The 20,237-nt window shown below is 72.1% G+C and carries 13 protein-coding genes; 3 read left to right on the top strand and 10 right to left on the bottom strand.

Annotation, left to right across the window (positions count from 1 at the left end; all coding sequences use genetic code 11):
* Window positions 1-221: 221 nt before the first annotated feature.
* Window positions 222-1,817: a type VII secretion protein EccB gene (eccB, locus tag P2Q00_RS31750; protein ID WP_275776766.1), complete on the bottom strand. Its 1,596-nt coding sequence runs from the start codon at window positions 1,815-1,817 to the stop codon at window positions 222-224.
* Between the two features lie 445 nt (window positions 1,818-2,262).
* On the opposite strand from eccB, the gene eccE reads away from it, so the two are divergent.
* From eccE to P2Q00_RS31735, 3 genes are all read left to right on the top strand, one after another.
* On the top strand, window positions 2,263-3,591 hold the full coding sequence (eccE, locus tag P2Q00_RS31745; RefSeq protein WP_275776765.1) for a type VII secretion protein EccE: 1,329 nt from the start codon (window positions 2,263-2,265) through the stop codon (window positions 3,589-3,591).
* Window positions 3,591-4,436 carry a hypothetical protein gene (locus tag P2Q00_RS31740; protein ID WP_275776763.1) on the top strand — a complete coding sequence of 282 codons (846 nt, stop codon included), beginning with the start codon at window positions 3,591-3,593 and terminating at the stop codon, window positions 4,434-4,436. The genes eccE and P2Q00_RS31740 overlap by 1 nt, the downstream gene beginning before the upstream one ends.
* Window positions 4,437-4,654: 218 nt before the next feature.
* A complete protein-coding gene (locus P2Q00_RS31735) occupies window positions 4,655-7,510 on the top strand; it encodes an SCO5717 family growth-regulating ATPase (RefSeq protein ID WP_275776761.1) in 2,856 nt (951 codons plus the stop codon).
* 104 nt (window positions 7,511-7,614) lie between these two features.
* Here the strand turns inward: P2Q00_RS31735 and P2Q00_RS31730 are convergent, their stop codons facing one another.
* The 9 genes from P2Q00_RS31730 to rimP all read right to left on the bottom strand — a co-directional run bounded on the left by P2Q00_RS31730 (window position 7,615) and on the right by rimP (window position 19,942).
* Complete coding sequence (locus P2Q00_RS31730; RefSeq protein WP_275776759.1) at window positions 7,615-8,562, bottom strand: bifunctional riboflavin kinase/FAD synthetase; 948 nt, start codon at window positions 8,560-8,562, stop codon at window positions 7,615-7,617.
* A gap of 249 nt (window positions 8,563-8,811) precedes the next feature.
* Entirely contained in the window at window positions 8,812-12,561 is a 3,750-nt protein-coding gene (locus P2Q00_RS31725) for a trypsin-like peptidase domain-containing protein (protein WP_275776758.1), read from the bottom strand.
* A gap of 366 nt (window positions 12,562-12,927) precedes the next feature.
* Window positions 12,928-13,833 (bottom strand): tRNA pseudouridine(55) synthase TruB, encoded by a 906-nt coding sequence (gene truB, locus P2Q00_RS31720; protein ID WP_275776757.1) that lies wholly within the window; start codon window positions 13,831-13,833, stop codon window positions 12,928-12,930.
* Entirely contained in the window at window positions 13,830-14,276 is a 447-nt protein-coding gene (rbfA, locus tag P2Q00_RS31715; protein ID WP_275776756.1) for a 30S ribosome-binding factor RbfA, read from the bottom strand. The genes truB and rbfA overlap by 4 nt, the downstream gene beginning before the upstream one ends.
* Before the next feature lie 31 nt (window positions 14,277-14,307).
* Entirely contained in the window at window positions 14,308-14,601 is a 294-nt protein-coding gene (locus tag P2Q00_RS31710; protein ID WP_275776755.1) for a DUF503 domain-containing protein, read from the bottom strand.
* A 147-nt stretch (window positions 14,602-14,748) separates the two neighbouring features.
* Window positions 14,749-17,886 (bottom strand): translation initiation factor IF-2, encoded by a 3,138-nt coding sequence (gene infB, locus P2Q00_RS31705; RefSeq protein WP_275776754.1) that lies wholly within the window; start codon window positions 17,884-17,886, stop codon window positions 14,749-14,751.
* A gap of 147 nt (window positions 17,887-18,033) precedes the next feature.
* Entirely contained in the window at window positions 18,034-18,312 is a 279-nt protein-coding gene (locus tag P2Q00_RS31700) for a YlxR family protein (protein ID WP_181362675.1), read from the bottom strand.
* Window positions 18,313-18,413: 101 nt separating this feature from the next.
* The gene (gene nusA / locus P2Q00_RS31695; protein ID WP_275776752.1) at window positions 18,414-19,436 is read right to left on the bottom strand and encodes a transcription termination factor NusA; all 1,023 of its coding nucleotides are present in this window, start codon (window positions 19,434-19,436) and stop codon (window positions 18,414-18,416) included.
* Between the two features lie 2 nt (window positions 19,437-19,438).
* On the bottom strand, window positions 19,439-19,942 hold the full coding sequence (rimP, locus tag P2Q00_RS31690; protein ID WP_275776751.1) for a ribosome maturation factor RimP: 504 nt from the start codon (window positions 19,940-19,942) through the stop codon (window positions 19,439-19,441).
* Window positions 19,943-20,237: the final 295 nt, after the last annotated feature.

Here is a 20,237-nt window from a genome sequence, read left to right as displayed (position 1 = left end):
CTTCGCACCGTTGAGCGCTGCAAACACTCTATCGTCAGCCTGTCGCACATCCACAGGCAAGACCAATCAGTTACACGGCTCACACACTTGAGCGATCATGTTGTGATCAACAGGTTGTGGGCGCTCAAGTTCGCCCGCCCGTGGGCCCGTTGGCGGGTCGTCGGTTGCCATCGGATCCACCATCGGATCCAACGGCCCACCCGCCGACCGGAGTTATCCGGTCACTGGCTCTGTTCCTGCGACGCGCTACCCGTGTCCAGCGTCGGGCCCTTGGGGATGAATGTCGCCCAAGTCTGCGGCACAAGCGCGATGTTGGTGATGTCTCCGTAGCCCAGCCGCGTGCGCGCCTTGTCCGTTTCGCTAGCACTCTGCGACGAGCCGTCCGACGAGGATGAAGCCGAGGTCGAACCGCTGCCGCTTCCCTTCGCCTGGCTGTCGTTGTTCGACGGCAGTGAGTACCGCAGGCCCGTGTCCGTCAGCAGGTACTGCGCACCGCCGCCGCCCGCCACGCCGGTGAGCTCCTTGAAGAGGAGGCCCGAGCCGGACGAGACATAGGCGCTCACCGAGTCGGAGACGACCTTCTTGGGGTACGTCGTTCCGGCCCAGGCGGCCAGCTGCGGCTTCTTGTCCGCGCCGAAGGTGCCGTTGTAGACGCTGCAGGAAGTTGTACGGGGCTGGCCGGTCGCCGTGGTCGCGGGGTTGGCCTGCCGCGGAACCTGCTCGGGCCACCCCTTGTCGGCGTAGAAGCTGTCCGCCGCGCCGTGGTTGGCTGCGATGACGACCTGGCGGTCGACCTTGACGGCCCCGTTCCCGCCGGTCGCGGAGGGCGACGCCTCCAGCAGGGCGGCGACGAAGGGCGAGACGGCGGCGACCTTGTCCTTGAGGACGACGTAGTACGCCCACCCCTGCGCGTCCTCCGCCTTGAGCACCTGGCCCACAGTGCTCGCCTGGGTGGGGAGCCCCTGGACGGACGTCGGCTGGTTGGCGTTCGGGACCGACGGGAACGTGATTCCCCCGCCGAAGTTCAGGGTCTTCAGCCACTCCGTGCTCACCAGCTGGGGCTCTGCCCTGTTGCTGCTGCCGATGACGGCGGAGCGCAGGCTTTCCATGCCGGTGCTGTCGAGGCCAGTCTGGCCGCCCAGCAGGAACGCGGTGCCCTTGCCGTCGACCAGGTATTCCCGCTGGGTCTTGCTGTCCTTGACGTACAGGGCCTCGCCGGAGCCGACCTTGCCGGGATTGTCCAGCGTCTTGGCGTCGTCTGCGTCCAGGACGAACACCGCGCGGTCGATGGAACTGTCCGATCCCCCCGCGCCCGGCCGCTCGCACACCGCCCAAGTCTTCGGCTTCTCCGCGTCGCTCGCGGAAGGCAGCCGGTCGGGGGCGTACGGGATACCGATCGTCGCGCCGTGCGGGATGCTGCTCTTATCGATCTCGCTGCCGGGGACCTCGAGGACGCTGCCCTTGCCCTTGTCGAGGAGGAGCTTGGCGGAGGCGTAGTTGAGGACGGGGTGCAGCGTCGCGACCTTCTTGCCGGTCGACGTCTTGTCGTCGATGACGACGTAGCGCGTCGTGGAGTCGCTGTCGACGATGATGTACTCGCCGGCCTTGTCCCAGCCCGCCGGTGCCGTCGGCTTGATCACGCCGTAGGCGATGAAGCCGATCACCAGGACGACGCCGAGCGCCAGGCTGGGCGTCACCGTGCGCATGGGACGCGGTGCGCCTTCCTCCGAGCCGCCCGGCGACGGTGCCAGGAACGCCGCGACGGTGCGCTTGCGAGCGAAGTTGTAGGCGGCGAGCTCGTCCTGACGCTTGGCCATGGTCCCCGTTTCTCCCGTTTGTACTGCTCGTTCGTACTGCTCGATCTCGATCGTGCGGTGACGCCCGATCGTGCCCGGCAGGCCACAATCCCACTGCGCCCGAATAATCCGAAGTCGCCCGAATCGCCCGTGCTCGAAAGGCACTTCAAGGGCACTTCAAAGGCACTCCAGTCGCGCAGGCCCCTACTATGCCCTGCGCCGCGCGGCGACGGTTCACCAGGTGGGCGGCCGACCCTGCATCTTCACAGAGCTTCAACACTGCGCCCCACCATGGGGGGTCGGTCCGTGACAGGCTGGCCACCTGGGGTTTCGGTGTCCCGTGTGTCGCCTCGTGTTCCGCAGCGGGTACCGTGAGCCGCCCACATGGATGTTGTGGGCCCAGTGAGCGGCCCAGTCAGTGGCTGAGTGAGCGGCCACATATTTCGCGAAAGGGATGTCCCGGGGGATGACCAGCGCTACGAGCACTCGGCGCGGACGCCGCGCACCGCAGCAAGAGGGTGGTCCGGGCCGCAGACGTACGTCAGCCGCTCCGGCCGCACCCGCCCCCGTCGCCGCGTCGCCGCGCACGCTGCCCCGCCCCGGCGGGCTGGGTCCGGTGCGGCTGCAGCAGCTCATCCTGGTGGAGCTCGCGGCGGCGGTCATGCTCGCCGCCTGGGCCGCCGATGTGAAGTGGCTGCTGGTTCCGGCCGGCGTGGTGGCGGCGCTGCTGCTGCTCCTGGCGGTCCTGCGGCGGGCCCGGCGCCCGCTGCCCGAGTGGTACGAGACGACGCGCGCCCTGCGCCAGCGCCGCCGCGACGCCAAGCTGCCCGTTCCGCCCGAGACGGACGCGATGCTGGCGCCGGTCGTGGAGTGCGACCCGGCCCTCAGGACGTATGGCTTCGTCTCCCGTGACAACCGGCAGATCGGCATGATCGGCGACGGGACCTTTCTGACCGCCGTCCTCTTCGTGCAGCCGGCCGACGAGCCGCTGCGCCCCGCCGCCGCCCATCGGCAGCTGCCGCTGAGGCTGGTCCAGGACGCCCTGGAGGTCGACGGGATCCGGCTCGCCTCCGCGCAGGTCGTGCAGCACACCCAGCCGGCGCCCGCGCCGCATCTGCCCCAGCAGTCGCTCGCCGCGCGGTCGTACGGCCCGCTGCAGGCGGCGGTCGGCTCGCCCGCGCTGCGGCTCACCTGGGTCGCCCTCAAGCTCGACCCGGAGCTGTGCCCGGAGGCCGTACAGGCACGCGGGGACGGTGTTCCCGGGGCGCAGAAGGCGTTGCTGCGGGTGGCGGACCAGCTGTCGAGCCGACTGGCCGGCGCCGGTTTCAAGGCGACCATCCTGGACGAGAACGAGCTGGTGCAGGCGCTCGCGACGTCCAGCTGTCTGAACCCGCGGGCCAACGCGCAGCGCGCTCAGGAAGGCCGGGCGCCCCAGCGTCGTACGGTCGAGGCAGTGAAGACCTGGCGGGTCGACGACCGGTGGCACACGACGTACTGGGTGTCCCGTTGGCCGCAGTTGGGGCAGGGCGGTGTGGCGCTGCCCGAGCTGGTCACACGGCTCACCTCGCTGCCGGTGCTCGCCACGACCTTCAGCATGACCTTGAGCAAGGCCGGCAACCGAGGTGTCTCGCTCACCGGGCACATCCGTGTCACCGCCCGCGGTGACAGCGAACTCGGCCAGGTGGGACGGGAGTTGGAGCGGGCCGCGAGTACCGCGAAGGCAGGTCTGGTCCGCCTCGACCGGGAACAGGTCCCCGGAGCCCTCGCCACTCTGCCGCTCGGAGGTACCTACTGATGTCCTACCCCGCTCAGACCATGCCCCCGGGACAGCAGGGCGGCACCCCCGGTCGTACGACGCCGGCCCACGTGGCCTCCCCCACCGACACCGGCATGATCCCGATCATCCGGCAGCCGGAGACACCGCAGCAGCAACGGCGCATCGCCAGCCCGGGGTTCGGGCTGCGCGGACCGCGCCGCAACCGGCATGTCGTCACCGCAGACGAGCTCGCGGCGATCAGCATGCCGATCGGTGACGACGGCGTACTCATCGGCACCGACCCGGACTCGCAACCCGCCGTGCTGGGCCTGTCCCGGCCGACAGCGTTCGACGTCGTCCTCGTGGGTGGTCTGTGGCTCGCCCAGGTGCTGGCGCTGCGCGCCGCCGCGACGGGCGCGCGCGTGGGCGTCGAGACCGGCCGTCCGCAGGTCTGGCAGCAGCTGGCCCAGGCGGCGGGCGGCGGCCAGCAGTGCGTGACGGTCTATCCGGTGGGGCGGGTGCCCGCGCAGGGGCCGTCCGTGTCGAGTCCGGTGGTGCTGATCCGGGACTGTGGCGTCCGCCCACCGCGCGGGCGGGTGACCTCGGTGGCGTGGCAGGCCGTCGTGACGGTACTGCCGTACGTCAGCGAGCACGCGCCGCGTTGGCTGGCTCAGGCCCAGCTGGTCGGGATCCAGCGCATCTCGCCGCACGAGACCGAGGTCGTACGCGACACCCTCGGCGTCCCGAACGAGCATCTGCAGCACCTGCCGACGCTGCACGACGGTGCCGCCCTGTGGTGCACCCGCAAGCACCACAAGTTCGTCATGACCGACCCCACGGATGCGGAGACGGGCCTGCTCGGCGTGGCCCGACGGATGGACTGACGCGTCGTCGTCATCGGGGGAAGGGTGCGAACGGTGCGAACCGGCCGCACCCGCGTGGCTGTTGAGTTCCCGCCCATGGGGGCTTTTCCGTCCCGCCATGCGAGTGATTAGGCTTCTGGTGGTGCGGTGACGATCGCAGCCGCGTGGGACTCGCCACTCGGTCCGCACGGCCGCGACGACGACCAGCTCAGCAGCAGTGGCTGACCAGGAGGCAAGCAGTGAACAGGGATCGGTCCGAGTACAACGGCGGGAGCCCTTCCTCGGACGGGGACGATCACGAGGTGGATCTCACCGGCGAGTTCGAAATCGTCTACGAGCCCCCCGCCTGGTACGCCCAAAGCACGCAGGGTGGCTCCCCGTCCGGCGGCCAGCAGAACGCGCCGGCTTCGCCACCACCGCCCAGCGGGCCGCCCATCGGAGCGCCCACGGGGCCGCCAGGCGTCACACCGCAGCGTCCCGCACCGCCCGCCCCCGCACCGGCACAACCGCCCGCCCAGGCCGCACCGCAGCAGCCCGCACAGCCCTCGCAGCCCGCTCCGGCCGCTCCCGTTCAGGACACGGGTGGCTACGGATTCCCGCCGCAGCAGGGCACGCAGGGCACCGCCCCCGCGGCGCAGCCCGGCGGGTACGGCTACCCCCAGCAGGCGGGAGCCGGTGCGCCGCCCCAGTCGAGCCAGGACACCTCGGGCGGTTTCGGTGCGCCCCAGCACCAGACCCCCGCCCCGCCGCCGCCCGCCGCGCCCCAGCAGCCCGCGCCCGCCCAGCCGTCGGCCGCCGCGCCCGGCTTCCCCGTGCTGCGCCCGGTCGACGAGGACGCCCAGGGCGGCCCGTCCCAGTCCGCCACCCCCGCGGCGGGCGTCCCGGCTGCGGCTGCCCCCGAACAGCCCGCCCCCGAACAGCCCGCCCCCGTACCGCCGGCGCCCGAGCAGCCGGAGGTCGAGCTCAACCATGCCGCCGCCGACGCCGAGGCGGCACTGCTCTTCGGCGGTGGCGACGACGACGTGGAGCCGGAGGCAACACACGACGACGAGCCGGAGGCGGGTGACTCCGCCGGGTCCGTGGCCGGTGCCGAGGGGGACTCCCCCGCGCAGGCCGACACCGAGGCCGCGCCGGCGCCTGCGGAAGCAGAGCCGGAAGCACCGGCAGCGCCCGCCGCTCCCGTACCCCCGCCCGTCGCTCAGGCACAGCCGCCGCAGGCGCAGCCCACCGGGCAGACCCCCGCACCGCCCCAGGGCGCCCCGGGACTTCCCCCGCTGCCGCAGGGCTTCGCGCCCGCACACCCCGGCCAGGGGATGCCTCCGCATGCCGGGCAGCCGGACCCGCAGGCGGCAGCCGCATACGGCTACCCCCAGACCCCGGGCCAGCCCCCCGCCCAGCCGCAGCCCGGATACCCGGCCCACCAGACCCCGCCCCAGGGCACGTTCGGCCCGGCCCAGCCGCAGCCCGGATACCCGGCGCAGGGCGGCCAGCCCGCACCGGCCGACCCGCGCCAGGCGGCGCAGCCCCAGCCGCAGCCCGGTCAGCCGCAGCCGCAGGCCGCCGGATACGGCTACCCGCCCCAGGCGCCCCAGACCGCCCAGCCCCCGCAGCAGCCCGCACCGCAGCAGCCCCACCCCGGTCAGCCGCAGCCCGCCGGATACGGCTACCCGCCGCAGCCCGAGCAGGCCGGTTACGGCTACCCGCCCCAGCAGCCGGGCTACGGCTACCCCCAGCCCGGCCAGCCGCAGCAGCCGCAGCCAGCACCGCAGCAGCAGCCTCCGGCCGCCCAGCCCCCACAGCAGGCACCGCAGCAGCCGCAGCCGCAGGCGCCCCAGCAGCCCGCCGCGTACGGCAACCAGGGCTGGACCGCCCCGCCCGGCCCCCAGGCCGGACCCGGTGCTCCCCAGCAGCAGCAAGCCGCGCCGGGAACTCCGCTCGGCTACAACGCCGCCGTGGAGCTCTCCTCCGACCGGCTGCTGCGCAACCAGCCCAAGGCCCGCAAGAACAACCAGGGCCCCTCCCGCTTCAAGCTCGGCGCCAAGAAGGAGCAGGCGGAGCGGGACCGGAAGCTGGGGCTGATCCGCACTCCGGTGATGTCCTGCTATCGGATCGCGGTGATCAGCCTCAAGGGCGGCGTCGGCAAGACCACGACGACCATGTCGCTCGGTGCCACGCTCGCCACCGAGCGCCAGGACAAGATCCTCGCGATCGACGCCAACCCGGACGCCGGCACGCTCGGCCGACGGGTGCGGCGCGAGACCGGCGCCACCATCCGTGACCTGGTCCAGGCGATCCCGTCGCTGAACAGCTACATGGACATCCGCCGCTTCACCTCGCAGGCGCCCTCGGGCCTCGAGATCATCGCCAACGACGTGGACCCGGCGGTCTCCACCACCTTCAACGACCAGGACTACCGCAGCGCGCTGGACGTGCTCGGCCGGCAGTACCCGATCATCCTCACCGACTCGGGTACCGGTCTGCTCTACAGCGCGATGCGCGGAGTCCTCGACCTCGCCGACCAGTTGATCATCATTTCCACCCCGTCGGTGGACGGTGCGAGCAGCGCCTCGACCACCCTCGACTGGCTGTCCGCGAACGGCTTCGCCGATCTCGTCCAGCGGTCGGTCACCGTGATCTCCGGTGTCCGCGAGACGGGCAAGATGATCAAGGTGGAGGACATCGTCGCGCACTTCGAGACCCGCTGCCGCGCCGTCGTCGTGATCCCCTTCGACGAACACCTCGCGGCGGGCGCCGAGGTGGACCTGGAGATGATGCGTCCCAAGACCCGCGAGGCCTACTTCGATCTCGCGGCCATCATCGCCGAGGACATGTCCCGTACGCAGCAGGGCTTCGGCAACCCGAACATGCAGTACCAGCAGCAGCCCCAGCAGGGGTACGCGCCTCCGCAGCAGCAGCAACAGCCGCAGCAGCCCTACGGCCAGCCCGGCGGCGCCCCCCAGCCGGGGCAGGGCTGGCAGCAGCCCCCGCAGCAGCCGGCACCGGGCCAGGGGTGGCAGCAGCAGCCGCCCCAGGACCCGCAGCAGGGCCAGCCGCCGCAGCCGGGCGCCATGCCGCCCGGCTGGACGCAGCAGTAGCTAGGACGGCAACAACGAAGGGCGGCCGGTGCTCCGAGGCACCGGCCGCCCTTCGGCGTCGTAGGAACGACTTGGGATCGGCTCAGGAACGACCGCAGGAACGGCTATTCGGCGGCCGCCACCAGCTCGCGGCACCGCTTCACGTCCTCGGCCATCTGCTCCAGCAGAGCCTCCAGGGAGTCGAACTTGGCCTGGCCGCGGACGTAGGCCAGGAAGTCGACGGCCACGTGCAGGCCGTACAGGTCGAGGCCCACGCGGTCGATGGCGTACGCCTCCACCGTGCGCTCCGTGCCGTCGAACTGCGGGTTCGTGCCGACGGAGATCGCGGCCGGCATCGCCTCGCCCTCGACCTGCAGCCAGCCGGCGTACACGCCGTCGGCCGGGATCGCGGTGTGCGGCAGGGTCTCGACGTTTGCGGTCGGGAAGCCCAGCTCACGGCCGCGCTGAGCGCCTCGTACGACGATGCCCTCCACGCGGTGCGGACGGCCGAGGATCTCCGCGGCGCCCTCGACGTCGCCCTCGGCGACCAGGCGCCGGGTGAGGGTGGAGGAGAACGGCTCGCCGCCGCCCGCCTCGCCGGTCACATACAGGTCGACGACCTCGACCTCGAAGTCGTAGACCTTGCCCTGCTCGACGAGGAACTCGACGTTCCCCGCGGCCTTGTGGCCGAAGCGGAAGTTCGGGCCCTCGACGACCGCCTTGGCGTGCAGCCTGTCGGCCAGGACCTTGACGACGAAGTCCGCCGCGGACAGCCTCGAGAACTCCTTGGTGAAGGACAGGATCAGGACCGCGTCCACGCCCAGGTCCGCCATGAGTTCGGCGCGGCGGTGGTGCGGGGCCAGCAGCGGCGGGTGGCTGCCGGGGCGGACGACCTCGCTGGGGTGCGGGTCGAAGGTGACGACCACGGAGGGCACGCCCAGCTCACGGGCGCGGTCCACGGCATGCCGGATGATCAGCTGGTGCCCGCGGTGGACCCCGTCGTAGGAACCGATGGTGACGACGCTGCGCCCCCAGTCCTCGGGGATGTCCTCCAAGCCACGCCAGCGCTGCACTGTGACCGCTCCTCGAACCCGTGTCCGTGTCTACCGACCTCTTACGCAGGTCTAAGGGTGCCATGCCGGGCGCGGTCGGCCCGCATCGGCATGGGGGCTGTGACCCGACGCTAAGCGCTCCGCGGGAATTGCCACGATATGACGGAGACCGACTGCGGCGTCGTCGTGGCTGGTCGCGCAGTTCCCCGCGCCCCTTTAGGGGCGCGGCCGAGCCTCAGCGGACTTCGCCCGGCCTGCTTGGGGCGCTGCTCAGGCGGGCACGTGGACGCCTGCCAGGTTCTCGATCATCCGGCGGGTGCTCGGGCCCACCACCGCGGCCCAGGTCTGCGGGGCCTCGGTCAGCCAGCCCGCCATACGCGCGGCGAAGCCGGGGACCTGCCTGGCCAGGTCGACCAGGGTGCGGTCGAAACGGGCCGCTCCGTCCGGGGTGCGGACGAGGAGCAGGCCGGTGCGGTGCACGAGTTCGCGTACGTCGTCGCCGCCGCACAGGGCCGTGGCGTGCAGTAGGGCGTCCAGGACGGCTGGGGAGTGTTCGTGGCCCAGCAGGAAGTCGAGGAGTTCGCGGCGCAGGAGGCGGGAGGCGGGGATGCCGGGAGTGGCGAGTACGGCGGCGAGCGCGGCCCGCACCTCCTCCGAGCCGCCGTCGAGGAGACCGGTGACCAGCGGGAAGAGCACGGCCCGGGCCTCCGGTCCCTGGTCGAGCCGCCGGTCGACGTACGCGGCCATGTCGGCGACGGTCTCCGGGCACCGCTCCACCGCCTCCCGTACGAGCACGGCGACCCTGCGCGCCAGCGGGGGCGTGGTGACGTCGGCGAGCGTGCGCAGGGCCTGCCCGGGGTCCGGCCTGCGCAGCCGCTCGCGGAAGGCGTCGAGGACCGGTTCCGGGTGCGTGGTCAGAGCGGCGACCAGTGCGCTCGGCGGGAAGTGCGGGTCACCGGCCGCGAACTGCCGCAGCGCCTGCGGGAGATGGCGGGCACGCGTGCGTGGATCGCGTACGAGGAGGGCGAGCGCGCCGCCGTGCAGGGTGCAGTCGTCGGGACGGGCGAGCAGGGCCAGGGCCGCGTAGCGCAGCAGTTCACGGTCGGCCGCCGTGCGGACGTGCGGGGCGGCGCGCAGGCCGTACGCCATCGCCGCCACCCGCCGCCCGGGCCGCTCGTCGTGCGCCCACCGGTCGACGGCCCGGCAGACCGTCGACGGTTCGTCCTCCGCCAGCACGGCGAGCAATTCGTCCGCCCTGGGGTGCGCACTCTCGACGAGCACCTCGGTCAGGTCGTCCAGGGCGAGGTGCCGGTGGGTGTGCAGCAGCGCCTGCGCGGCCTTGGCGACGGTTGCGTGCGGGGTTGCGGGGAGCGGGCGGTCGTCGTCGAACCAGCGGGTGAGGAGCGGTTGTACGGCGGTGGGGTCGGCGGCGAGGAGACGGGAGACGGCGTCCAGGAAACGAGGGCCGGTGTCCTGCGGCGGGCCGTCGGCGCGGAGCAGGTGACGGAGCAGGTCGAGGCGTTCGGACTGCGGGATCGGCAGGGCGGTCCAGAAGTCGGGGCCGAAGCCATCCGCCGGGGCAGCGGGGGCCGGACGGGGATCGCCGTCCGTCTCCCGCGGGCTCGGGCGGTCGTCCCGGCGTGCCGCCACGAGCCGGTCGGCGAGCCGCCGCAGGACGGCCAGGTACGGCGTGGCGTCCGGTACCCGCACCAGGGTTTCGACGAGGAGACGGGCGGGCCACCAGGAGTCCGGGTCCGCGTCCAGAACGTTTGCCAACTCCTCAAGGCGGACGGCGAGTTGGGCGGTTCCGTACTGTCGGGCGAGAAGCAGCAGGGCCTCTACGACGGGGCCGATGCGGTGGTGCGGCACGGGAAGGGAGGGGGCGTCGTCCGGGGCCTGGCGGTGGTGGACCAGGGCGCGCAGGGCCTCGTCCAGGTCGAGGTGCATGCCCTGGAGCCAGTCGGCGAGTTCCTCGTGGGCGAAGCGGTAGCCGCTGCCGGCGGGGACGAGCAGGCCCTCGGTGAGGACGGCGGACGCCCAGCCGGTACCGCCGCCCAGCTTCGCCGGGGCCGGCCCCCAGGGGAACACCGCCTCGAACGTCTTCCGGTCCAGCTCGCCCTGTCCGGGGCCGAGGCTGCGGCGGGCGGCCTCGTGGACCTGGCCGGAGACCTTCGCGGCGAGACGGCGTACCGCGGCGCCGCGCAAGCCGTTCTCGGCGGCCAGCCGGACGGCGATGCGCAGGCACATCAGGTCGAGGTGGGCCGAGAGGACCTCGTTGCGGTCCACGCGTGCGTGGGGGGCGTCCTGGAGGGCCGCGCGGACCTCTGAGAGGAGGCGGAGGGTGAGGGGATGGCGGGCGTCGGGATCTTCCAAGGTGCCCTCGGGGATGCGGTATCGCGCGCGGGCCTTGCGGGCCTCGTCCTCCGTCAAGTCGCCGAGGCGCACGCAGGGAATGTCGCCCCCGCCGCCCCTACCCATTCCCGTCCCCTGGGGGCTGCCGCCCCCAGACCCCCGCTTCGGCCCTGAAGGGGCCTCGTCCTCAAACGCCGGACGGGCTGAAGACCCGAACTCCGGACGGGCTGAAAAGACCTCCCAGTACTCCGGCCTGCACGCCACCACCAGCCGCGCTCCCGTCTCCCGCAGCCACTCGTCCGTCCCCTCGGCCCACTCCCGCAGGCGGTCGGCCAGGACGGGCGGCATCTCCTCGGGGCCGTCCAGGAGGAGGAGCAGGGGGCGGTCTGCCGCGCGGGCGACGTGGGCCAAGCGGTTCGGGCCGGTGTCGCCGAGGTCGGCCGCGCAGGTGGATTGTGCCGCCGCGACGATCCGTGCCGCCCGGGTCACTGCCCGGCGGGCCGCGTCCGCGACCGATGTGTCGTCGTCCCTCAGGTCGGCGCCGCGCAGCCACAGGGTGGGGGCCGGTTCGGCGCCGCGGTTGCGGCGGGCGGCGAGGGACGCGAGTTCCGTCGTACGGCCGCTGCCCGGTGCCCCGACGAGGCCGAGGACGGCGGCCGGGCCGCGCACGAATTCGGCGAACTCCCTTGCCGTGGCGGCCCGTTCGACCGGCTCGACCGAGTCGACGCCCGTCCGGCCCACGTAGCCCTCCAGCGTCCCCGGCGGGCCGTCCTGCGCCACCGATGTGGCCGTCAGCTCCAGTACGCCGGCCAGGTTGAGGTCGGCTCCGTATCCGGGCACCGTCGCCGCGTTGCGGGCCAGCAGGTCGGCGAGCGGGCCGCTCCGCGGGTCGGGTGAAGTCCGCTGCGGTTCGGCAGCGCCCTGAAGGGGCGCGGGACCGTATCGACATGCGGCTCCGCCGCGGGGCGCGACCGGCCACGACGGCGCCGCGGACGATCGACTGCCCATCGCGGCACTCCCAGCGGAGCGCCCCGGTGCGGGCCGGAGCGGGACGGCGAAGCCGACGTCGCGGTGGCCGCACTGGAGCGCGGCTCCGAGAACGGCGACTACGGCGCCGGTTTCGGCGTCCAGCACCGGTCCCCCGGCCGCCCCGCCGCCCAGCCGCAGCGCGTCCCGGCCGGCCGTGCCGATCGCCAACTCCAGTGCTTCGTCGAGGAGATGGAAACGGTCCGTCGCCGCGTACGTCACGGAGGTCGCGCCGAGCACCCGCGCCTCGCGCCAGCAGCCGGCGGCGATCTGCACGTACGTGCCCGTCCCGACCCTGTCCCGCACTGTGACGGGCAGCGGGTCCACGCCGAGGCCCTCGGTGCGGACGAGGGCCAGGTCCAGGTCGGGCAGCGGGGTCACGGCGTCCGCGGTCACGAGGCAGGTGCGGTCGCCGGCGGCGTGCAGGACGAGCCTGGGCAGACCGTCGACGGCCTCGTGGCTGGTGATGACGGTGCCGTGGTGGTCGGCCACGAAGCCGGTGCCGCGGGGGCGGCCGGCCAGGTCGTGGATGCGGACCAGGGCGTCGTCACGGGCGGTTGCGTCTGCGGCACCGGTACGCCCGGTCCGTGCATCCTCCGCCGGCCGGTGTGCGCCCCCGGTCCGCGGGCCCCGTCCCGCCATGTTCGAGCCTCCCCGCCGTACAACTGTGCCCTTGGTTCGACGTTAGGCGCGCGGTGATCAGCGGGACAGATCGCTTGGCGAACGCGCCCCCTTCCGCTCCCTCGGTTCACTCCGAGCGCCTGCCCGGACGGGTGAACAGGCGGGGGTCGGTGGATACACCCTAGGGGTGGGGGAACCGAGGGGGGACCGTGGAGCGGCGGCACAACCCCGTGATCGCCGCTCCACGGGCAAAGTACTCTGCGGTCCGGCAGCGCCCCTAAAGGGGCGCGGGGCTGTATCGATTGGCGGCTCCGCCGCGCGGGCGCGACCAGCCACAACGGCGCCGCAGCCAACAAACGACCTATCGCGGCACAACCAGCGGAGCGCCTAGCCGAAAACAGCCAGGCTCTTCGCCTTGCCCTTCTGTTCCTCGACAAGCGCGAGGAAGTGCCCCTCGGGGTCGAAGACGGCCACCGGGCCGCCGCCCGCGTACACCTCGGGCATCTCCAGCCGTACGCCATTGATGAGCAGCCGGGCCCGCTTGGCGTCCACGTCCCAGCGCGGGAACGCGGCCGTGGCCGCTTCGGCGATCGGCATCACGGTGAGTTCCTGCTGCAGCTGGTCCAGCGTCTTCGCGGTGTCCAGCTTGTACGGGCCCACGCGCGTGCGGCGCAGGGCGGTGAGGTGACCGCCCACGCCCAGGTCGGCGCCCAGGTCGCGGGCCAGGGCCCGGATGTAGGTGCCGGAGGAGCAGACGACGGAAACCACCAGGTCCAGCACCGGGGTGCCGTCCTCGGCGACCGCGTCCCGTACGTCGTACACCGCGAAGGACGAGACGGTGACGGGCCGGGCGGGGATCTCGAAGTCCTCGCCGTCCCGTGCCCGCTTGTACGAGCGCACCCCGTCGATCTTGATGGCGCTGACCTTGGAAGGCACCTGCATGATGTCGCCGGTGAGCTTGGCGATCCCGGCGTCGACGGCCTCACGGGTGACCTTCGAGGCGTCGACCGACCCCGTGATCTCGCCCTCTGCGTCGTCGGTCAGGGTCGTCTGCCCGAGGCGGATCGTCCCCAGGTACTCCTTCTCGGTCAGCGCAAGGTGACCGAGAAGCTTGGTGGCCTTCTCGACGCCGAGGACGAGCACGCCCGTCGCCATGGGGTCGAGGGTGCCGGCGTGCCCGACACGGCGGGTGCGGGCGATGCCGCGCATCTTGGCGACCACGTCGTGCGAAGTGAAGCCCGACGGCTTGTCGACGATGACAAGCCCGTCGGGCGTCCGGTTCTTCTGGGTCATTCGGCGGTGTCGTCCTCGTCTTCACCCGGCTTCTTGTACGGGTCGGCATCGCCGGCGTAGGTGGCGCCGGCCGAGACCTCGCGCACCTTCTCGTCGGACTGCCGCGCCTTGTCGAGAAGGTCCTCGATGGTCTTGGCGGTGTCCGGCAGAGCGTCCGCCACGAAGGTGAGCGTCGGCGTGAACTTCACGCCCGCCGCCGCGCCGACCGCGGAACGGAGCACGCCCTTGGCGCTCTCCAGGCCGGCGGCCGCGGCCGCCCGCTCCTCGTCGTCCCCGTACACCGTGTAGAAGACGGTCGCCTCCCTCAGGTCCCCGGTGACCCGGGTGTCCGTGATGGTGACGTGCGAGCCGAGCCGCGGGTCCTTGATCCCGCGCTGCAGCTTCTGGGCCACCACCTCTCGGATGAGGTCCGCCAGCCTCTTGGCGCGCGCGTTGTCGGCCACTGGTCCGTCTCCTTAAGTCTTTCTTGTTGCTTCAGTCTTCGTCGCTGTGGAGCCTGCGTCGAACCGAGAGCAGTTCCACCTCGGGCCGCCCGGCGACCAGCCGCTCGCAGCGGTCCAGTACGTCGGTGAGGTGTCCCGTGTCCCCGGAGACCATCGCGAGCCCGATCTCGGCCCTGCGATGGAGGTTCTGGTTGCCCGTCTCCGCCACGCTCACCGCGTACTTGCGCTGGAGCTCGGCCACGATCGGACGGACGAGAGAGCGTTTCTCCTTCAGCGAGTGGACGTCGCCGAGGAGCAGGTCGAAGGACAGAGTCCCCACATACATGTGTGTATCCGGATGTCCCGCCGGTTCGGGGTACGGGCGCCACGCTTCGACGCCGATACGGGAACCGTACACGCAACGGCCGGGGCCGATCGACGGAATTCCCTTGAGGGAACTGCCCCGCCGATCGGCCCCGATCGCGTGCTGGGATCAGACGCGCGGCTTCTCGCGCATCTCGTACGTCGCGATGACGTCGTCGACCTTGATGTCGTTGAAGTTGCCGAGGTTGATACCGCCCTCGAACCCTTCGCGGATCTCGGTGACGTCGTCCTTGAAGCGACGCAGACCCTCGATGTTGAGGTTCTCCGCGACCACCTTGCCGTCGCGGATGAGGCGCGCCTTGGTGTTGCGCTTGACCTCGCCGGAGCGGATGAGAACACCCGCGATGTTGCCCAGCTTGGACGACTTGAAGACCTCGCGGATCTCCGCCGTACCGAGCTCGACCTCTTCGTACTCCGGCTTGAGCATGCCCTTGAGGGCCGCCTCGATCTCCTCGATCGCCTGGTAGATGACCGAGTAGTAGCGGACGTCCACGCCCTCGCGCTCGGCCATCTGCGCCGCGCGGCCTGCCGCACGGACGTTGAAGCCGATCACGATGGCGTCCGAGCCCATCGCCAGGTCGATGTCCGACTCCGTGACCGCACCGACGCCGCGGTGCAGGACGCGGATGTCGACCTCTTCGCCGACGTCCAGCTGGAGCAGGGAGGACTCGAGGGCCTCGACGGAACCAGAAGCGTCACCCTTGATGATGAGGTTGAGCTGCTGGACCTCGCCGGCCTTGAGCACCTTGTCCAGGTCCTCGAGCGACACACGGCGCGTGCGCTTGGCGAACGCGGCGTTGCGCTCACGGGCGGCACGCTTCTCGGCGATCTGACGGGCCGTACGGTCCTCGTCGACCACCAGGAAGTTGTCGCCCGCACCCGGGACGTTGGTCAGGCCCAGGACCTGGACCGGCGTCGACGGGCCGGCCTCGGCGACGTTGTTGCCGTTGTCGTCGAGCATGGCGCGCACACGGCCGTAGGCGTCGCCCACGACCATCGTGTCGCCGACCCGCAGCGTGCCTCGCTGGACGAGGACCGTCGACACGGCACCGCGGCCGCGGTCGAGACGGGACTCGATCGAGATGCCCTGCGCGTCCTGGTTCGGGTTGGCCCGCAGGTCGAGCGAGGCGTCCGCGGTGAGGACCACGGCCTCCAGCAGGGAGTCGATGTGCAGACCCTGCTTGGCGGAGATGTCGACGAACATGGTGTCGCCGCCGTACTCCTCGGCCACCAGCCCGTACTCGGTGAGCTGACCGCGCACCTTGGTCGGGTCGGCGCCCTCGACGTCGATCTTGTTGACCGCGACGACGATCGGGACGTCGGCCGCCTTGGCGTGGTTGAGCGCCTCGACCGTCTGCGGCATGACGCCGTCGTTGGCCGCGACGACCAGGATCGCGATGTCGGTCGACTTCGCACCACGGGCACGCATGGCGGTGAACGCCTCGTGACCCGGGGTGTCGATGAAGGTGATCTTGCGCTCTTCTTCGTTGACCTCGGTCGCGACCTGGTAGGCACCGATGTGCTGGGTGATGCCGCCGGCCTCGCCCGCGATGACGTTCGTCTTGCGGATGGCGTCGAGCAGTCGGGTCTTTCCGTGGTCGACGTGACCCATGACGGTGACGACCGGCGGACGGACCACGAGGTCCTCCTCGCCGCCCTCGTCCTCGCCGAACTCGATGTCGAAGGACTCGAGCAGCTCGCGGTCCTCCTCCTCGGGGCTGACGATCTGAACCGTGTAGTTCATCTCGCCCGCGAGGAGCTGCAGCGTCTCGTCGGAGACGGACTGCGTGGCCGTGACCATCTCGCCGAGGTTCATCATGACCGCGACGAGCGACGCCGGGTTGGCGTTGATCTTCTCCGCGAAGTCGGTGAGGGAGGCACCGCGCGACAGGCGAATGGACTCGCCGTTGCCGCGAGGCAGCATCACGCCGCCGACCGACGGGGCCTGCATGGCCTCGTACTCCTGGCGCCTCTGCCGCTTCGACTTGCGACCGCGACGCGCGGGACCGCCGGGACGACCGAAGGCGCCCTGCGTGCCACCACGGCCACCGGGACCGCCGGGACGGCCACCGAAGCCGGGACGACCGCCGCCACCGGCACCGGGACCACCCGGACGACCGGCGAAGCCGCCACCGCCGCCACCGCCACCGGGACCGCCGGGACGACCGGCGAAGCCGCCGCCGCCACCGCCGCCACCGGGACGACCGGCGAAGCCGCCGCCGCCCGGACGACCGCCGCCACCGCCACCGGGACGACCGCCGCCGCCGGGACCGCGGCCGCCGGGGCCACCGCCGCCGGGACGCGGGCCGGCAGCAGGACGCTGCGGCATCATGCCGGGGTTCGGACGCGGGCCACCGGGACCGCCGCCGCCGGGACGGGGACCGCCCTGCGGACGGGGCATGCCGCCCGGGGTCGGACGCGCGCCACCCGGAGCCTGCGGACGGGGACCGCCCGCCGCACCCTGGGGACGGGGACCGCCCTGGCCCTGCGGACGCGGAGCGCCGCCGGGACGCTCACCGGGGCCACCCGGGCCGCCGGGACGCGGGGCACCGCCCGGACGGGGCGCCTGCGGGCGCGCCATGCCGGTGGAGCCGCCGGAGGTGAAGGGGTTGTTGCCCGGACGGGGACCGGCCGGACGGGCACCGGGACGCGGAGCGCCGCCGCCCTGACGGGGACCGCCGGGACGGTCGCCTCGGTCGCCGCGGTCACCACGGCCCTGGCCGCCCTGACCGGGGCCGCCCGGACGGGCGCCCGGACGCGGAGCCTGGCCGGCCGGACGCGGAGCGCCCGGACGCGGGCCGGAGCCGCCGGAGGAGGCAGCCGGAGCGGCGGGAGCCGCCGGAGGTGCCGTGAACTCGGGCGTGGTCGGAGCCGGGGACGCCGGGGCGGGCCGCGGCGCGGGCTTCGGGCCCGGGGTGGGACGGGGGCCGGGAGCGGCCGGCGCGGCGGGAGCCACGGGCTGCTCGGCGGCGGCCGGCTTGGGAGCCGGCGGGCGCGGGGCTGCCGGGCGGGCGGCCTGCGCGGGAGAGGGGGCTGCCGGACGTGCCGGGGCAGCCTTGCGGGCGGGGGCGGGCTTGCCGCCGCCGCTGCCCTGCTGGAGGGCGTCCGTCAGCTTACGGACTACGGGCGCTTCGATGGTCGAAGACGCCGAACGGACGAATTCACCGAGTTCTTGGAGCTTGGCCATGACGACCTTGCTCTCAACCCCGAACTCCTTGGCGAGTTCGTATACCCGGACCTTAGCCACTTCGCTCCTTTTAGGTCCGGGTTGCGTCCGGACCGTCGCTACTTCATGGGCGTACTCATCGCGTGCTCATCGAGTGCTCATCGCAATCTCGACCTACTTCCAACTCGCGGGGTACCAGGGCCGCACGGAGGTTCCGTACGACACGTCTTACGGTGTTGCCTGCTCGACATAGAGGCGCAACGCCTTTGTGTCGAGCGCTCCCGGGGCGCGCAGCGCCCGCGTGAACGCCCGGCGGCGTACCGCCAGGTCGAGACAGACCAGGGCGGGGTGCACATAAGCACCCCGGCCGGGCAGCGTACCGCGATGATCGGGGACACATTCACCCTCGATCGCCACGATGCGCAGCAGGTCCTTCTTGGCCGCTCGCTGCCTGCACCCCACACAGGTGCGCTCAGGGCATGCGCGGGCGCGCGTCCGGCCAGACACCCTTAAGTCTACCTCCCCGTGGCGACCTCACCCCTTTGGGGCAAGAATCGAACAGTTCCGCGCATACAACTGTCGTGATCTGAGCGATGCGCGGCTTGGATCTATTCCCCGCGCTGGTCTCCGCGCTGGTCTCCGCGCTGGTCCTCGGTCTGCTCGGTGTCCGGGCGGATGTCGATCCGCCATCCGGTCAGCCGGGCCGCGAGGCGGGCGTTCTGCCCCTCCTTGCCGATCGCCAGCGACAGCTGGTAGTCCGGCACCGTCACGCGCGCGGAGCGGGCGGCCAGGTCCACGACGTCCACCTTGGAGACCCGCGCCGGCGAGAGCGCGTTCGCCACCATCTCGGCCGGGTCGTCCGACCAGTCGACGATGTCGATCTTCTCACCGTTCAGCTCGCCCATCACATTGCGCACCCGCCCGCCCATGGGGCCGATGCAGGCACCCTTGGCGTTCAGGCCCGACCGGGTGGACCGTACGGCGATCTTCGTACGGTGACCCGCCTCGCGGGCGATGGCCGCGATCTCCACCGAACCGTCGGCGATCTCCGGCACCTCCAGGGCGAAGAGCTTCTTCACCAGGTTCGGGTGCGTGCGCGAAAGCGTCACGGACGGGCCGCGGACGCCCTTCGCCACTCGTACGACGTAGGACCGGATCCGCATGCCGTGCGGGTACGTCTCGCCCGGCACCTGCTCCTGCACCGGCAGGATGGCTTCGAGCTTGCCGATGTCCACGAGCACGTTCTTCGGGTCGCGGCCCTGCTGGACCACTCCGGTGACGATGTCTCCCTCGCGGCCGGCGTACTCGCCGAGCGTCGCGTCGTCCTCGGCGTCGCGCAGCCGCTGCAGGATGACCTGCTTGGCGGTGGTGGCGGCGATACGGCCGAAGTCGGACGGGGTGTCGTCGAACTCGCGGGGCTCCTGGCCCTCTTCGAGGTCCTCGGGGTCCTCCTTCGCCCACACGACCACGTGCCCGGTCTCCCGGTCGAGCTTCACGCGCGCGTGGCGGTGGCTTCCCTCGGTGCGGTGGTAGGCGATGAGGAGGGCCGACTCGATCGCCTCGACCAGCAGGTCGAAGGAGATCTCCTTCTCCCGTACCAAGCCCCGCAGGGCACTCATGTCGATGTCCACGGCTACGCCTCCTCTTCCTTCTCGTTGTTGTCCTTGCGGCTGAACTCGACCTGCACGCGCGCCCTGTCGACGTCCCCGAGGGCGAGTCTGCGGGCGGTCGGCCTGCGGCCCTTGACTCCGGGCACTTCGAGGTCGAGGCCTTCGTCGTCGACCTTCAGGATCCTGGCGACCAGCTCGTCACCGTCGGTCAGCTGGAACTTCACCAGCCGGCCGGTGGCACGCACGTAGTGCCGGTGCTCCTTGAGGAGGCGCTCCGCGCCCGGGGTCCCGACCTCGAGGGTGTACTCGCCCTCGCCCATCGCGTCCGTCTCGTCGAGCTTCGCCGAGAGCGCGCGGCTCACATCGGCGATCTGGTCCAGATCGGCACCGGTGTCGGAGTCGACGACCACGCGCAGCACCCGCTTGCGTCCGACGGAGTCCACTGCGATCTCTTCGAGATCCAGGCCCTGGGAGCCGACGAGCGGTTCCAGAAGCTCTCGCAGCCTCTCGCTCTGGGTGGTGCTCATCCGGGTGACTCCTCGGCCGCGTGTGCTGTTGTGGGATGGGTCGCGTGTCTGGTCAAAGGGTATCCGGTCGCAGGGTGTGTTGCGTCCTGCCTCCGGCGGTGGGGCCGGACGCCGTCGAGCTCGGGGGCTGTGGTGAGTAGGCGGGTGCGGGTTGTGTGGGGCCGGTCGCGCAGTTCCCCGCGCCCCTATAGGGGGCTGTCGAGCCGGTGGCGCAAGTCCAGGGGAAGCGCAGGTACCGTGATCACGGCGGGCCGCCCTCCCGCCCATGCGTTCGTACGAACCCCGAGGACGTCAG

Source organism: Streptomyces coacervatus (genome assembly GCF_029223485.1).
GTDB classification, from domain to species: domain Bacteria; phylum Actinomycetota; class Actinomycetes; order Streptomycetales; family Streptomycetaceae; genus Streptomyces; species Streptomyces coacervatus.
Note: the sequence above shows the minus strand (reverse complement) of the source record. Positions and strands in the feature narration are given on the sequence as shown.